Below are 14,808 nucleotides of genomic sequence, written 5' to 3' on the forward strand. Positions count from 1 at the left end.
GGAGGCGTGATGAAGCTGCTCTGTCTGACCTTGATGATCGTCCTGCTCGCTTCGGCTTCTCAGGTGCTTGCGGATGGAGATGCGGTCGCGGGCGCTGCCGTTTTCAGGAAATGCGCGGCCTGCCATACGGCGACCGCCCATGAGAACCGTGTCGGGCCATCGCTGATTGATATCATCGGCCGCCCGGTCGCGAGCCTGCCGGATTACAACTACTCGCCGGCGATGAAAGCCTTTGGGGCTGACGGCAAGGTCTGGGATGAGGTGTTGCTACGCAAATACCTGCCGGGGCCTCAGGCCCTGGTGAAGGGGATCAGGATGACTTTCCCCGGTTTGAAGAGCGACAGGGACCTCGACAATCTGATCGCCTATTTGCGGAATCCCGCCGCCGCGCAATAATGCGGTCGGGCATTTTCATGTCGTCCGTAAGCAGCTAGTCTCACCCTGATAGGCAGGGGAGAGATGCGTTCATGGCTGTACCTCATTCCTTCGACGGCACACTCGACAAGGCGCAGACGACGCTTGACGACGCTATTGGCAGTGCGACTGCCGCCGTGGCGACGCTTGCGGGGCATGCCAGAGGCGAGGGAGGCGCCGAGGTCGTCAATTTTCCGGTAGAAGAGGCGCTGGTCCGTGAGACTGTGGAAACGCTGGAGCGATGGAAATCGCTTGCTCTGTCCCTGGTGAAGGAGCTGGATCGGATGACTGCGAATGCAGATTTGCAGCATCGCCGGCTATTCGACGAAAATGCTGGCCTCCAAGATGCCAGTCTGCTTCGCAGGAAACTGGCGGGCGGCCCGATGAAGCCGGAAGCGATCATCGCCGATATTGAGGCAACGCTGAGCGCATCGGCGGCCCTCGATCGCCTGTTCAAACAGGCCAGACCTGCCTTGTCGCGATGCTTTCGTGACTGCGAAAGCCATTTGGACGGGGCGATCGAGCGACGGCGAAAACTGGACTTTGCGATCGAGGAAGTGCAGCGCGAAGCCGATGTGGTCATGACCCAGGTCACGGATCTGCGTCGCAGCCTGTCTTCGACGCGCAATTCCGATACGCATCTCGAGCTCGACGACGACTATCGGGACCTGCTGGCCGGGCAGGATGCGCTGCGCAAACGTGAGAGAGAGTTGCAATCCGATCGGACGATGCGTCAGCGTCTGATCGATATCTATGAGGGGTTGGCGGGCGTCCTGAATGGGCAGATCGCCGCTGTCGGGGCCATGGCGGGAAAACTCACCGTCGATATCGAGCAACGCATCGCCCTGCTGAAGGCATTGACGTCGGAAGTTGATGCGCTGCCACCCTCGACAAGCCGGTCCCCGGCCGTTGAGAGCCTGATCCAGGCCTTCGAGGCGAATGTGCTGGCCGGGCACGATCTTGCGGCACGCAAGGCGCATGTCGATTTCGTCTTCGCCAGGCGGTTGGAGCCACATTCATTGCCCGTCGCCGCCGAGCCGGGAGGGGCCTCTGAGGAGGCGCAACCGGAAGGATGATTGGCATCCCTTGCTGAAAAAGCGGTACAGACTGTTGTCGTTTTCCTCCAGAACACATATTTGCTGGAGCTGGGATAGCGCCAAAGCTCTAGAGCACGGAAATCGAAAGAGATTTTCGCAAGAGCGGATGCGCGGATTCTGTGTGGTGCGTCCTTCGCGTGTCGACAGGATGCGCGTTGAGGTTTAGGAGGCGTATCCATGCTCGACTCGATCAAGGCGCTCTGGAAGCGGATGACCTCTGCCATCGGGCGGTGGCTGGGCCTGGTCTTCGTCGGGATTGCGTGGCCTTTCCTGGCGGCGCATGGCTGGTACCGGCAGCGCAACTGGGTGATCAAGGTGCCGATCGCAGCCTTTGTGGCCCTGCTTGCGATCCTCTACGTCTATTTCGTCTGGCAGACGCAGGTTTGGAGCGGGTTCAATACGGCCTATCCCGACGTCTACAAGTTCTCCGAACGCAAATTCTCCGCCGGGCAAGAATTGCCGGCGCCGAGCGGGCAGCAGGCTGCGGCCAGCGCGCCCAAGGCCTGCCAGACCTCGGCTGTCGTCGACGTTGCAGCTGATCTCACCGATTTCAACGTCAACCAGAATGCCTGGATTTCGTCGATGCTGCTCTACAAGGCAGGCTTCTTCGGGCTCTCATGGGACGACACGCCGTTTCTCGATAACAAGGCTTCCTTCCAGCGTGGTGTGAATTCCATTGTTCGTCGCACCTCGGCGGAGCTTGTCGATACAATTGGCCGCGTGCGCGGGACATCAGGCATCAACAGCGACCTGCAGAAGGCACGCGGCAATCTGCAATTCGACGAATCGAGCTGGTATTTCGGGCTGCATCCGTTCGGGCCGAAGACGCCGACGCCGAGCTACTATCGCGCTGCAATTACCAATCTTCGCAGCTTCAATACTGACCTCAGCAGCTGCAAGACGATCTTCGACGGTCGCGCCGACAATTTGCTGCAGTTCGTCGATCATATCGCGGGCGACCTCGGCAGCACGGCCAATATCCTGGCCGACCGATCTCAGAACTATAGTTACGGATGGTTCGACACGCGGGCCGACGATCGCTTCTGGTTCGCCTACGGCCAGCTTTACGCCACCTATGGCATTCTGAGTGCTGCCGGTGCGGACTTTCAGCAGGTCATCGCCGAGCGCAATGTCGGCGTGCTCTGGAACGGCACTCTCGATATGCTGCGGGCGGCGTTACGGATCCAGCCGCTTATCATCTCCAATGGCAGCGAAGACAGCTCCTTCATGCCAAGCCATCTTGCCACGATGGGCTTCCATGTCCTGCGGGTACGGTCGAATCTCGTTGAAATCCGTACGGTTCTGGGTGGTCGCTGATTGTCGGGCCGATCGCGCGCATGTCTGCGCGCGCGTTGGTCCGTCAGGACGTGCGGTCATGCTTTTGGCTCTAAAGCGGTCGAAGTTCGGAGAGACTAGCTGATCAACTTGAGCCGAATGGCTTTCGCGACGAGTTGCGTGCGGTTAACGCAATCGAGCTTCTTGATCGCGTTCGTCATGTAGGCGTTGACGGTGTGGTCGGAGAGCGACAGGATCTGGCCAATCTCCACTGACGTCTTGCCTTGCGCCGTCCAGCGAACAACTTCGAGTTCGCGGGCAGAAAGCGTATGCGGTGCCGAGCCATCGTTGCGCTTCAGGCAGCTATAGGCATCGAGCGCCTGCAGCATGATCATGGAGAGCTCGTTGAGCTCGCTCTGGCTGAGGCTGCTGCGATTGCCCATGAACCAGAAAATCAGACGCTGCCCATCGGCGGAATTGATCGGAACAATGACGTTCGCCGGGCAATTGTAGTTGATCAGCAGCGTCTGCAGCTCACGCGACAACTCAACCTCTGGTTCATTGTCTTTTTCCAGCAGATGCCAGGCGTGCGGCATCACCGAATCGCGAACGCGGAGCAATGTCTGGCAACGCCGAACCAGTTGCTGACGATCGAATTCGCGCACGAACTGGGCCGGCACGGAGCCCTGGATCAGCAGCGGCGTCATCATCGAATCGTCCGGGAGCGGCGCGTTCAAAAAAGCCACGTGGCTAAAGCCAAAGGCTGTTGCCGAGCGTTCCAGCGCCTCTGCAAATGCCGTCTGTGTCCGAGCAGCGGCCAACTCGGCAGAAAGCAGCAATTGTCTCTCGGCAGCAATGATATAGGACATATGGTAAAGGCGCCCACAGCGTATTATCGTTATCAAATACCCGATCTATGGGTGAATGCTAGACGCAAAAATACCACAGGACCAGAAATAAATTCATTTTCATATATTTTAATATGCGAACGTGCGGAATTGTATGACTTTTTGCCAAAGAGACGCCTAAGAGCGAAATTTTTACCTTCGGTATCCGCAAATGCGGTGCCGATAGGCGTCATATATTCCCGCGATGGCGGTGGTGAAAAATCTCATATTTTCAGACCTTGCCCGATGCGGATTTGGCGGACCCGTCCAGTAATCTTCGACATGCTTCAGGGGCTCTATGCCTGCGCTCTTGCATGCTTATGGTTGAGTGGTCGTCTGATTATATGGTATGATAGACGGCTTGCTCGAACCGCCTGCTGCGAATGAAGTTTCACGCTGGAAAGCTTGAGGCTGTTGTTCGTGGAAAACCGCCTTCCGGGCTGAGAATGGGTCTGCCTTTTCTGAAATGATGTTGCGCTGCAAAGCCCTGCCTTGCGAAGGCCCAAAGCGGTTGCTATCGGTCATGCCAAAGCAATCGCTTTCTCAGGCGTGTATCTCATGAATTTTCGCTTCCTGCCGCAGCTTGCAATGCGGTGTTGTCAAATGGCGCTGTGGCTACTGACGGTCATTTCGCTTCTGGTGCTGTCGCCCGCGTCTGCCGGAGCGGCCGAGGTCACTGGTGGCCAGCCGATGCAATTCCGGCTCGTCCATGGCGATATGGGGCAATGCCGCGGCGACAGCAGCTGCCCAGACTGGATTTCGGCAGAAGGGCAGATCATGGCGGATTCGCCAAGGAAGCTGCAAAAGCTGCTGAAAAAGCTTGGCAATCGTAAGTTGCCGATCGTCGTGAGTTCACCCGGCGGCGATGTGAAGGCCGCGATGGAAATGGCTCATACCATCCGGAAGCAGAAGCTCTCGGTCGCGGTCGGCCGCACCCGCTCGCGGGCATGCCCTTATTCGGAACCGATCTGCCCGGCCGCGGTCGCTAAGGACGGCTCGATCAAGGGCGAGCCGTTTTCCGCAGGGGCGATCTGCTTTTCGGCCTGCCCGTTATTTTTCACGGGCGGCATCCAGCGGGTATTTAGCCCCTTTGCGCTTATGGGCGTTCATCAGATCACGACCACCTATAGCGAGGTGCGTGTCCAATACCGTACCGAATATGAAATGGTTGATGGCAAGCGGAAGATCATTTCGAAGAAGGAAATCGGACGCAAATTCGTCGGCAAGTACGATACGACCAAGCTCGATAAGGCGCAGAAAGCGAGGTTGGTGGGATTTCTCGGCAAGATGGGCGTCGACAACGCGCTTGTCGATCTGATGCTCGGGACTGACCCGAACGGCATCCACCTGATCTCGCAGATGGATGCTCTCAAATTGAAGCTGACGACGGAGCCAGTGGATGCACTCGCGCTTGTAACCCTGTATGATTGTCGTTCTCATCAACTGGTCGCCGATTGCGTGGAACAGACAAGATCCGATTCGCCGGTTGCCGTCAGTTCGAGCTCCCAGGAGGCTGGACGGGCTTCTGCGGGAGAAAAATGACTGTTGCTAGAATTGCGGATTCCACTTGTTTGCACGTTCCTGCCATGCTGTTCCGTCCCGATGCTGCTCTTCCGATATCCTAGAAACGCTTTTTCTCTGCCAATGGTCGTGATCGCTGCAATCTTTGCGATTGTGTCCCTTCATCCCGTTTGGGCGGCAACAGACAAACCGATGGAATTTGTACTGGTGCGCGGCGATATGGCCTGGTGCAGAAATGACGATCGTTGTCCCGAGTGGATTTCCGCCGAAGGTAAGATCGAAAACGACACTCCTGCAAAGCTGCGCAAATTTCTTGGCCCTCTTGGGGACGCCAGCTTGCCTGTCGTCGTGAATTCGCCGGGCGGCAATATCCGCGCAGCGCTGGAGATGGCATGGATTATGCGCAAGCATAAGCTCTCGATCGGCGTCGGGCAAACGCGGTGGCGTACCTGTCCCGTAGCCAATCCAACGTGCGCCGTATACACACCAGATGGTGCAAGGAAAGGTGAAGTCTATACAGGTGGCGCTTTCTGCAGCTCCGCATGCACCCTGTTTTTCGCCGGTGGCATCAATCGTGTTTGTGGCCAGTGGGCCTGGCTTGGCGTGCATCAGGCTAGATCATTCGACATGTCTGCTCACGTCGAGAAAGTGGGGCTTCCAGCAGACCTGAGGAAGATGGTTATCCAGACTATAGGCGAAATGGGCGTCGACAAAAGCCTCTTCGACATCTCGCTTGAGGCGAAACCAAACCAATTGCGCAATGTGTCGCAAACGGAGGCAAGATCGCTCAATCTGACGACGGAGCTAGCGACCGTTGAGGATCTCGTGGCGGCGCGCAATTGTCGGGACAATGAAGCGCTTGCGACTTGCGCCACAAGGGCCCGCATCCCACCCAGAAAATAACTGCTCTCAGCTATCCTTGCTTTTGGCTTTCGTCATGATCTTTTCGAGGAAGCCGAGAAGCAGCGCCGAGACGACGAAAGCCAGATGGATGATGGTGAACCACATCAGCTTGGCATTGTCATATTGCGTGGCATTGAGGAAGATCTGCAGCAGGTGGATCGACGAGATCGCGACGATCGAAGACGCGACCTTGATCTTGAGGCTGCCTGAATCGAGCTTGCCGAGGAAGGAAACCTGACCTTCGGCTTCGTCGAAGCGGCTGACAAAATTCTCGTAGCCGGAAATCATCACCATGACGATCAGGCTTGCTACCAGGGCGGCGTCGATCAGGCCGAGGATAGCCAGGATCATATCGGCTTCGTCATAGACGAGCGCGTTGATGGCGACCTTGTAGAACTTGTAAATGAACGAAACGGCGTAGACGGCAAGCGAGGCGGCCAGGCCGAGATAGAAGATCACCAGGAGCCAGCGACTGGAGAGGATGATGCGCTCGACCAGCAATTCCAGGGACTTCATATGTTTTCCTTTGTTCTCGCTTCGGAATCGGATCCCGAAAATAGGCATCCGGATGTCCCGGGACAAGCCGGTTCGTTTCCAAGGGGAGACGCGGCCGTTCCTATTCACACCGTAAACATATTGGTTTATCCCGACAGGCAAATGACCGTGTGTTGGGGGCAAGTTTAATGGCGACAGTGGCATCCGATATCGAAATCGCGCGTGCGGCAAAGAAACTGCCTATTATCGAAATTGGCGCCAAACTCGGCATTCCTGCAGGGGACCTTGCACCCTACGGCTACGACAAGGCGAAGATCGGCGCCGATTTCATTGCCGCCCAGGCCGGCAGGAAAGACGGCAAGCTTATTCTTGTCACGGCCATCAACCCGACGCCGGCAGGCGAGGGGAAGACGACGACGACGGTCGGTCTCGGAGATGGCCTCAACCGCATCGGCAAGAAGGCGATGGTCTGCGTACGCGAGGCGTCGCTCGGTCCGTGCTTCGGCGTCAAGGGCGGGGCGGCCGGCGGCGGCTATGCGCAGGTCGTGCCGATGGAAGACATCAATCTGCACTTCACCGGCGATTTCCACGCGATCACCTCGGCCCATAACCTGCTCGCCGCGTTGATCGACAACCATATTTATTGGGGCAACGAGCAGAATATCGATATCCGGCGTATCACCTGGCGCCGCGCGATGGATATGAATGATCGGGCTCTGCGCGATATCGTGTCCTCCCTTGGCGGCGTTTCCAACGGCTTCCCTCGCGAAGGCGGTTTCGACATCACCGTCGCTTCCGAGGTCATGGCGATCCTCTGCCTGGCATCCGATCTCAAGGATCTGGAAAAACGGCTCGGCGATATCATCATCGGTTATCGCCGCGATCGCACGCCGGTCCATGCACGCGACTTGAAGGCCGACGGCGCCATGGCCGTGCTCTTGAAGGATGCGATGCAACCAAACCTCGTGCAGACGCTGGAAAACAATCCTGCGCTGGTGCATGGCGGCCCCTTCGCCAATATCGCCCATGGCTGCAACTCGGTCATTGCCACACGCACGGCGCTGAAGCTTGCCGATTACGTGGTGACAGAAGCCGGCTTCGGCGCGGATCTCGGCGCGGAGAAATTCTTCGACATCAAATGCCGCAAGGCAGGGCTTTCGCCGGATGCGGCCGTCATCGTGGCGACCGTTCGCGCGCTGAAGATGAACGGCGGCGTCAAGAAGGACGATCTCGGCCAGGAGAATGTCGAGGCGCTGGTCAAGGGCTGCGCCAATCTCGGCCGGCATGTCGCCAATGTCCGCAAGTTCGGCGTGCCTGTCGTGGTGGCCATCAATCATTTCGTCTCGGATACGGACGCCGAAATCGAAGCGCTGCAGGACTATGTCGCCCGGCTCGGAGCAGAAGCCATCCTGTGCCGCCATTGGGCCGAAGGTTCGGCCGGGATCGTCGATCTCGCACATAAGGTCGTCGAACTTGCCGAATCCGGCATGGCGAAGTTTCATCCGCTCTATCCCGACAATCTTTCCCTGCTCGAGAAAATCGAGGCCGTCGCCTCGAGGATCTATCATGCCGGCGAAGTCACCGCCGACAAGGCCGTGCGCGACCAGTTGCGCTCCTGGGAGGACCAGGGATATGGCCATCTGCCGGTCTGCATGGCGAAAACCCAATACTCCTTCTCGACCGATCCGAACATTCGCGGCGCGCCGGAAGGCCATATAGTGTCGGTTCGCGAGGTGCGGTTGTCGGCTGGTGCCGGCTTCGTCGTCGCCATCACCGGCGAGATCATGACCATGCCCGGTCTTCCCAAATCACCGGCAGCGGAACGGATTTTCCTCAATGATCAAGGCTACATCGAAGGATTGTTTTAAGTTCTGATTCTGATTCAACGTCACTATCGGCCACCCGCCGTATTGACGCTGCGAAAATTGCCGGCAAGATCGACACGATGCATTGATATCGTCGCATGTGACGATGGAGGTCGGTCGTGACCGCAGGCAAGCGAGCCAGTCTGGACAAGATACGCGCTTTCCATGCGAGGATGATGGCGGCTGCCGCAAACTCCAGGGACGAACGGCTGGAGCGCGCCTTCAATGCCGTCAGGCGCGAAGCTTTCATGGGACCGGGGCCGTGGCAGATCGTGGTCAACCGGCACTATCTCGAAACGCCGAATGACGATCCTGCTTTTCTTTACCAGAATGTGCTCGTTGCGCTGGACAAAGCGAAGGGTATCAACAATGGCGAGCCGTTTCTTCATGCCGCCTTTCTGGGCGTGGTCGCCCCGATGCCCGGCGAGACGGTCATTCATGTCGGGACTGGTACTGGATACTATACCGCGCTTTTGTCGACGCTCGTCGCACCGGGCGGCCATGTCCACGCGATCGAAATCGATGAGGCTTTGGCGAACCGGACACGCGAAAATCTCGCCACCTTCGAGGATGTTTCGGTCCTCTGCGGCGATGCGACTATGCTCGAACTGCCGCCTGCCGACGTGATCTATGTCAATGCCGGCGTCGTGGCGCCGCCGCTCTCGTGGCTTCAGGCGCTGCTGCCCGGTGGCCGGATCATCATGCCGTGGCAGGCCAATGACAGGATAGGCCTTGCTGTTCTGATCAAGCGCGCGGATGAGAGATATGCTGTCAGAGCTCTGATGCCCGCTTTTTTCATCCCCTGCATCGGCGCGTCCGATCCGGCCCAATGCAGTATGGTCCCCAGCGTCGGCGCCGCCTGGACCATCCGTTCGGTCTGGCTGAGACGCGATCGGGAGCCGGATGAGACGGCAGTCGCGATCTACCGGGATGTCTGGTTCTCAAACTCTCATGTCTAGGGCATTTCCGCTTTTCTTTGAGCTGCGAAAACGCTCTATCTTGTTGTTTTCTTGCGCATTCCGGACGGAAAACCGCTGCGCACTTTTCCCGGAAATGCTCTAATGGCAGTATCGGAAGCCGCCATTCCTTTCGAGCACGTCCAGATGGAAATGGGTCTCGTGGGCAGCGTCGCTTTCAGGATCGAGGACGGTCGTGAAATAGAGGCAAGCTGAGGCGCTTGCCGCGCGTTGGAATGCGCCTGTCAGGGTCGGGTCTTCGCGTCTGGGCTCGATGCCGATGGTGTTGCCGTTCTCGAAGGTAAAGCTTGCGACATCGATAGCGTTGCCGCGAGCATGCTCCGAGATCTTTCCCGTGGATGCATTGTTGCGCAGGCGGCAGATGTAGGTTGATGCCTGGTTGATCGTGACGATCTTGCCATTCTCCAAGGCGGCGGTGGAGGGGATGACGCTTCCTTTCATCCATTGCGCCAGCGCCAGCGCGGTTTCGCAACGCATCTTACCCTCGGGTTTGAGTTCTATCTCAGGCAGCGGCGAGGTGAGGGCGATGGGCTTGTCGATGCCGCAGCCATCGCCGTCATCGATGCGGGGGATCTCTTTGAAGATCGCGCCGATGGCGGTCAGCTCCTTCAGACAGGCCTGGTGCTCCTCGTCCGATTCCGGGGCGATTGTCGGAGACGGGCGAGGCGGTCCCTGCATTTCTCCGGTCGCCGGTGTTGGAGCCGGGATGTCCGGCTTGTCGGCAGGAACTGCTGACTTATCCAAGGGAGCTGGCGGCTTCTCCATCGGGACCGGCGGCGTTTGGGCGGGTTGCTGCTCCCTAACCGGTTTCTGCTCCGGGATCGGACCGGTTTGCGGGAGGGCCGCGGCCATGAGCCAAACAAGCGCAGACGTGAGTGAAACAATTCTAAACAGCATCAAGTAAAACAGCCAATTCTAATGGTGGTGCCGATAGAACGCCCGAGGTGGCTGTTTCGTTGCAAATCAGCAACTCTTTGCGGCCTCGCGTAAACATGATAATTTTATTCATGATTATTGGCGGTGAATATATTGACAATAATAGTCATGTTTTTTATGCGGCAGAAAGAAGGCGGAATATTTCCGTCTCGTTAACACGACTAACCTAGCCAGCCCCTTGCCTGCCTTCGACGCAGCAACCAGCCAGCCCGGTGAAGCAGTTCGAAAGGAATGGTTATGGTTGTTCGGCGCTCACGCTCGGCTCATTTAGCATGCACCGCGTTTCTGACCCTTGGGTTTACGACGGCATCTTTTGCGCAGACGGCGGTCCAGAATGAAGAGGCGACTGGTGAAGCCGCCAGGGGCGATCGGGTCACGAGCCTGAAGCCGATCGTTGTCAGCGGCAAAAGCAAGGCGAGCAAGGATGTGCTTGCCGATTCCCCGACTGCGAGCGAGACGACCGCCAAGGAGATCGACGACAAGCAGATCACCCGCATCGAAGATCTCGGCCGAAGCACCGAGGTTGGCGTCGGCTTCAATCGCGCCAGCGGCGGCGTCAATATTCGCGGTCTTGGCGATGACCGCGTGCTGACCACGGTCGACGGCATCGAAATTCCTTATCTTCTTGATGCTTCGCGTGGTTCCTCCAACGGTGCCAATGGCGGTGTGAACAGCTTCGATTTCAACGCGCTTTCCAGCGTCGATGTCGTGCGTGGCGCCGATTCCAGCCGTGCCGGTTCGGGCGCGCTCGGTGGAGCCTTCGTTCTGCGGACCCTGGAGCCGGAAGATCTGATCGCACCCGGCTCCACCTGGGGCGGCGTCTTCAAGTTCGGCTACAATGGCGACGATCGCAGCATCGGCGGTGCCGCGGCTGTTGCCAAGCGCATCGACAATACCGCCGTTCTCTTCCAGGGCGGCTACACGCGTGGTCATGAGCTTGAGAACAATGGCGATGTCGGCGGCTATTCGACCAAGCGTACCGAGGCGAATCCGGCCGACTACAATCAGAGAAGCGGCCTGTTCAAGATCCGCCAATATACCGACATCGGCACCTTCGGCATCACGGCGGAGCACTACAACAAGGATAAGACCACCGATCTGACGACGCTGCAAAGCCCGACCGGGAACTTCCGGCCCGGCAACTACAATGCGACTGATAATGTCGAGCGCAATCGTGTTTCGCTCGATTACAAGTATGAGGCCGAGAGCGCCGATTCGCTGCTTGATACCGCCAATGCCGTTTTCTATTGGCAGAACCTCCTGCGTGAAGGCGGCGTCGACGGCTATCGCTACACTTCCGTCATCGGCGACTATTGGCGCAGCAACGAGATGCGGGATCGTAGCATCGGTTTCAGCGGCAACGCCTCCAAGGCGTTCGATACCGGCAGCCTGCATCACAAGGTCACCTTCGGTCTTGATACCGCATTCAACAAGATCCATCAGTATTCGGCGGGCAAGGACGCTTGCGCCAATCCGCGTTGGGCTTTCTCCTGCTCGTTCCTGCACACCAACCAGTCCGACATGCCCGATGTTGATGGCAGGCGCGTTCGTGCCTTCATCGACGACAAGATCGAGTTCGGCTCCAGCGGCTTCTCGCTGATGCCGGGTCTGGGCTTCGAATGGTATGATTACTCACCGAAGAATACGGCCGCTTATCGCGACAGCGCCAACTATCGCGGTCTGCCCGCCGGTCAGTCGGACAGCCGTATCTCGCCGAAGTTGCGCGCCTCGTACCAGCCGCAGGACAATGTCGAGATCTACGCGCAATGGGCCATGGCCTTCCGCGCGCCGAGCGCCAGCGAGCTTTACGTGAATTACGGCGTGCCGGGCGGCTACGTAAACTACGGCAATCCCAACCTGAAGCCCGAAACCAGCAACGGTATCGAAATCGGCACCAACCTCGGTGACGACGACTTCGGCGGCCATGTCGGTGCTTTCTACAACAAATACAAGAACTTCATTGACACATCCAATCGCCGCGACCCGACGGGCACCTATCCGCTCGGCATTACCGAATATTTCAACCGTGCCAATGTCCGCATGTATGGCGTCGAAGTGAACGCGCATAAGAAGTTCGACAATGGCTTCCATATCAATGGCGCGCTTGCCTATGTGAACGGCAAGGACTCCGACACCGATCAGTGGATCAACTCCGTTGCTCCCGCCAAAGCGGCCTTCACGGTCGGCTATGCTACCGAAGTCTGGGGAACCGACCTGACCTTCGTTGCGGCGACCAGCGAGCCGAAGAAGACGGGCGACACCCTGCGCACACCCGGCTACGGCATCTTCGACCTGACGGGTTGGTGGGAGCCGGAACAGGTGAAGGGGCTCAGCATCCGCGGCGGCGTCTACAACCTCTTCAATAAGACCTATTACGATGCGCTCAATTCACCGTCCTACAGCGGTGCACAGACGCAGCCTGCATCCTACTATTCCGAGCCCGGCCGGACCTTCAAGCTGACGCTGACGCAAAGGTTCTAAGCCGTCTCATCGACGCAGCAAACTCGGGCGATGCTTCGGCGTCGCCTCTTTTTTGCCCCTCTGGGGATGCATCGGGACGTCAGCGCAATTGTAAATCGTATCGTTCGATGCTATCTGAAGCGCGCAGTCTTTAAACCTATTGAGAGAAAAGAGAGGAGGACCGTATGACAAAGATAGTCTGGCATATTCGCCAGTTCGGTCCGACTTGTGCCCTGCAGATGCGTTTGCAGGGCTGATCAGAGGCTGTAACTCACTCATTTCTTCTGGTCTGCCCCTTTGGGAGACGTAGGCTTGCGCGTTCTCGTGCGGCCGCGTCATGACATGTTTTCGAGCATTGGCCTGTAATGGCCAACCACATCTGCAGCACGGCGAAAGGAGCCGGCGGCGATGCTTTGGGAATGCTCGTGCAAGACCGGATAAGACCATGACTCTGATCAATCTCCGCAATTTTGGCGCCACTCTCGGCGCGCCGTTGTTTGCCAACCTCAATCTCACCGTCGATGCAGGCGATCGTCTCGGTATCGTTGCAGCGAACGGACGCGGGAAAACCACGCTGCTCAACTGCATAGCGGGCAAGCTGGAGCCGACGACGGGCGATATCACGCGGGCACGCGGCCTCCGTGTTGGTTATGTCGAGCAGTATGTGCCTGCCAATCTTCTCGATGTTTCCTTCTATGATGCCGTTCTGCGCGTGCTGCCGAAGGAGCAGATCGCGAGCGAAAGCTGGCGCGTCGATGTCACACTCGATTCATTGGCGGTGCCCGCAGAGATGCGGGAGAGGACGCTGGCCCAGTTGAGCGGCGGCTGGCAAAGGCTCGCCATGCTTGCCCGCGTCTGGGTGACCGAGCCCGACGTGTTGATGCTCGACGAACCGACCAACCATCTCGATCTCGCCAAGATCGCACTACTGGAGGACTGGCTGAACGCGTTGCCGCGCGATGTGTCGGTGATGATCGCCAGCCACGACCGCGCGTTTCTCGATGCCGTCAGCAACCGTACGCTCTTCCTGCGTCAGGAGCAGTCGCAGGTCTATGCGTTGCCCTATAGCCGGGCGCGGGCGGCGCTGGACGAGGCGGATGCCTCGGAAGAGCGGCGCTATCAGAAGGATATGAAGACGGCACAACAGCTGCGCAAACAGGCGGCGAAGCTCTACAATCTTGGCGTCAATTCCGGTAGCGACCTGCTGACGGTGAAGACGAAGCAGTTGAAGGCGCGCGCCGAACGCCTCGAGGATGCGGCGCGGCCGGGCTATCAGGAGCGTTCGGCGGGTGCCATCAAGCTTGCCAATCGCGGCACGCAGGCGAAGATATTGGTAACGCTCGAGGATGCTTCCGTCGAAACGCCCGATGGGACGCTGTTGTTCAAGACGGGCAGACGCTGGATTTGCCAGGGGGATCGCATCGTCCTGCTGGGAGCCAACGGTGCCGGCAAGACGCGCCTTGTCGAGATGATCCGCTCTGCCATCGCGGATCAATTCGCCGTTGAGGCCATCAAGGCAACGCCCTCGCTGGTGCTTGGCTACAGCGACCAGTCGCTATCCAATCTCGGCCAGGACGACACGCCGCTCGGCGTGGTTACGCGGCTGTTCGAGCTTGGCGAGCAACGGGCGCGCACCTTGCTTGCCGGTGCCGGCATGAACATCGAGATGCAGGGTCGCCCGGTCGGCAGGCTTTCCGGTGGACAGAAGGCGCGCTTGGCGATGCTGGTGCTGAGGCTCACCAATCCGAACTTCTACCTGTTGGACGAACCCACCAACCATCTGGACATCGATGGTCAGGAGGCGCTGGAGGGCGAGTTGATGGAAAGCGAGGCGAGCTGCCTGCTCGTTTCGCACGATCGCAGTTTCGTGCGCTCGGTCGGCAATCGCTTCTGGCTGATCGACCGGAAGCGGCTGGTCGAAGTCGATAGTCCGGAGGAGTTTTTCGAAGCGGCCAGGACGCAGGGCTAGGAATAGGGG

Annotated in this window: 12 protein-coding genes; 9 read left to right on the forward strand and 3 right to left on the reverse strand. The window is 58.4% G+C overall.

Features of this window, described 5'->3' with window-relative positions:
* The first annotated feature begins 9 nt into the window (after positions 1-9).
* From GGD46_RS07430 to GGD46_RS07440, 3 genes are all read left to right on the forward strand, one after another.
* Positions 10-396: a cytochrome c family protein gene (locus GGD46_RS07430; protein ID WP_184703081.1), complete on the forward strand. Its 387-nt coding sequence runs from the start codon at positions 10-12 to the stop codon at positions 394-396.
* A 71-nt stretch (positions 397-467) separates the two neighbouring features.
* Positions 468-1,490, forward strand: a complete 1,023-nt coding sequence (locus GGD46_RS07435; protein WP_184703082.1) for a hypothetical protein — start codon at positions 468-470, stop codon at positions 1,488-1,490.
* A 198-nt stretch (positions 1,491-1,688) separates the two neighbouring features.
* The gene (locus GGD46_RS07440; RefSeq protein WP_184703083.1) at positions 1,689-2,828 is read left to right on the forward strand and encodes a DUF2333 family protein; all 1,140 of its coding nucleotides are present in this window, start codon (positions 1,689-1,691) and stop codon (positions 2,826-2,828) included.
* Positions 2,829-2,923: 95 nt separating this feature from the next.
* On the opposite strand, the gene GGD46_RS07445 is transcribed toward GGD46_RS07440, so the two are convergent.
* A complete protein-coding gene (locus tag GGD46_RS07445; RefSeq protein WP_184703084.1) occupies positions 2,924-3,655 on the reverse strand; it encodes a LuxR family transcriptional regulator in 732 nt (243 codons plus the stop codon).
* A 621-nt stretch (positions 3,656-4,276) separates the two neighbouring features.
* On the opposite strand from GGD46_RS07445, the gene GGD46_RS07450 reads away from it, so the two are divergent.
* Positions 4,277-5,215 (forward strand): hypothetical protein, encoded by a 939-nt coding sequence (locus GGD46_RS07450; RefSeq protein WP_246806226.1) that lies wholly within the window; start codon positions 4,277-4,279, stop codon positions 5,213-5,215.
* A gap of 171 nt (positions 5,216-5,386) precedes the next feature.
* Positions 5,387-6,097, forward strand: coding sequence for a hypothetical protein (locus GGD46_RS07455; protein WP_184703086.1), 711 nt, complete (start codon positions 5,387-5,389; stop codon positions 6,095-6,097).
* Positions 6,098-6,103: 6 nt separating this feature from the next.
* Here GGD46_RS07455 and GGD46_RS07460 read toward each other — a convergent pair whose 3' ends face one another.
* Positions 6,104-6,613, reverse strand: a complete 510-nt coding sequence (locus GGD46_RS07460; RefSeq protein WP_184703087.1) for a TIGR00645 family protein — start codon at positions 6,611-6,613, stop codon at positions 6,104-6,106.
* A 167-nt stretch (positions 6,614-6,780) separates the two neighbouring features.
* Between GGD46_RS07460 and GGD46_RS07465 the strand changes: the two genes are divergently transcribed.
* Positions 6,781-8,460, forward strand: coding sequence for a formate--tetrahydrofolate ligase (locus tag GGD46_RS07465; RefSeq protein ID WP_184703088.1), 1,680 nt, complete (start codon positions 6,781-6,783; stop codon positions 8,458-8,460).
* Between the two features lie 116 nt (positions 8,461-8,576).
* On the forward strand, positions 8,577-9,416 hold the full coding sequence (locus tag GGD46_RS07470) for a methyltransferase domain-containing protein (protein WP_313206288.1): 840 nt from the start codon (positions 8,577-8,579) through the stop codon (positions 9,414-9,416).
* Positions 9,417-9,515: 99 nt separating this feature from the next.
* Here GGD46_RS07470 and GGD46_RS07475 read toward each other — a convergent pair whose 3' ends face one another.
* The gene (locus tag GGD46_RS07475; RefSeq protein WP_184703089.1) at positions 9,516-10,331 is read right to left on the reverse strand and encodes an extensin family protein; all 816 of its coding nucleotides are present in this window, start codon (positions 10,329-10,331) and stop codon (positions 9,516-9,518) included.
* Positions 10,332-10,607: 276 nt separating this feature from the next.
* Between GGD46_RS07475 and GGD46_RS07480 the strand changes: the two genes are divergently transcribed.
* Positions 10,608-12,851 carry a TonB-dependent hemoglobin/transferrin/lactoferrin family receptor gene (locus tag GGD46_RS07480; protein WP_184703090.1) on the forward strand — a complete coding sequence of 748 codons (2,244 nt, stop codon included), beginning with the start codon at positions 10,608-10,610 and terminating at the stop codon, positions 12,849-12,851.
* Between the two features lie 424 nt (positions 12,852-13,275).
* Positions 13,276-14,799, forward strand: a complete 1,524-nt coding sequence (locus tag GGD46_RS07485) for an ABC-F family ATP-binding cassette domain-containing protein (RefSeq protein WP_184703091.1) — start codon at positions 13,276-13,278, stop codon at positions 14,797-14,799.
* Positions 14,800-14,808 lie beyond the last annotated feature (9 nt).

Origin of the sequence: Martinezella lusitana (assembly GCF_014207095.1) — a bacterium.
GTDB lineage: Bacteria > Pseudomonadota > Alphaproteobacteria > Rhizobiales > Rhizobiaceae > Rhizobium > Rhizobium lusitanum_B.

Excerpts from the sequence above, each read along its gene's own strand:
- GGD46_RS07430 (WP_184703081.1), top strand. The coding sequence starts at position 10 with ATGAAGCTGCTCTGTCTGACCTTGATGATCGTCCTGCTCGCTTCGGCT.
- GGD46_RS07435 (WP_184703082.1), top strand. The coding sequence starts at position 468 with ATGGCTGTACCTCATTCCTTCGACGGCACACTCGACAAGGCGCAGACG.
- GGD46_RS07440 (WP_184703083.1), top strand. The coding sequence starts at position 1,689 with ATGCTCGACTCGATCAAGGCGCTCTGGAAGCGGATGACCTCTGCCATC.
- GGD46_RS07445 (WP_184703084.1), bottom strand. The coding sequence starts at position 3,655 with ATGTCCTATATCATTGCTGCCGAGAGACAATTGCTGCTTTCTGCCGAG.
- GGD46_RS07450 (WP_246806226.1), top strand. The coding sequence starts at position 4,277 with ATGGCGCTGTGGCTACTGACGGTCATTTCGCTTCTGGTGCTGTCGCCC.
- GGD46_RS07455 (WP_184703086.1), top strand. The coding sequence starts at position 5,387 with ATGGAATTTGTACTGGTGCGCGGCGATATGGCCTGGTGCAGAAATGAC.
- GGD46_RS07460 (WP_184703087.1), bottom strand. The coding sequence starts at position 6,613 with ATGAAGTCCCTGGAATTGCTGGTCGAGCGCATCATCCTCTCCAGTCGC.
- GGD46_RS07465 (WP_184703088.1), top strand. The coding sequence starts at position 6,781 with ATGGCGACAGTGGCATCCGATATCGAAATCGCGCGTGCGGCAAAGAAA.
- GGD46_RS07475 (WP_184703089.1), bottom strand. The coding sequence starts at position 10,331 with ATGCTGTTTAGAATTGTTTCACTCACGTCTGCGCTTGTTTGGCTCATG.
- GGD46_RS07480 (WP_184703090.1), top strand. The coding sequence starts at position 10,608 with ATGGTTGTTCGGCGCTCACGCTCGGCTCATTTAGCATGCACCGCGTTT.
- GGD46_RS07485 (WP_184703091.1), top strand. The coding sequence starts at position 13,276 with ATGACTCTGATCAATCTCCGCAATTTTGGCGCCACTCTCGGCGCGCCG.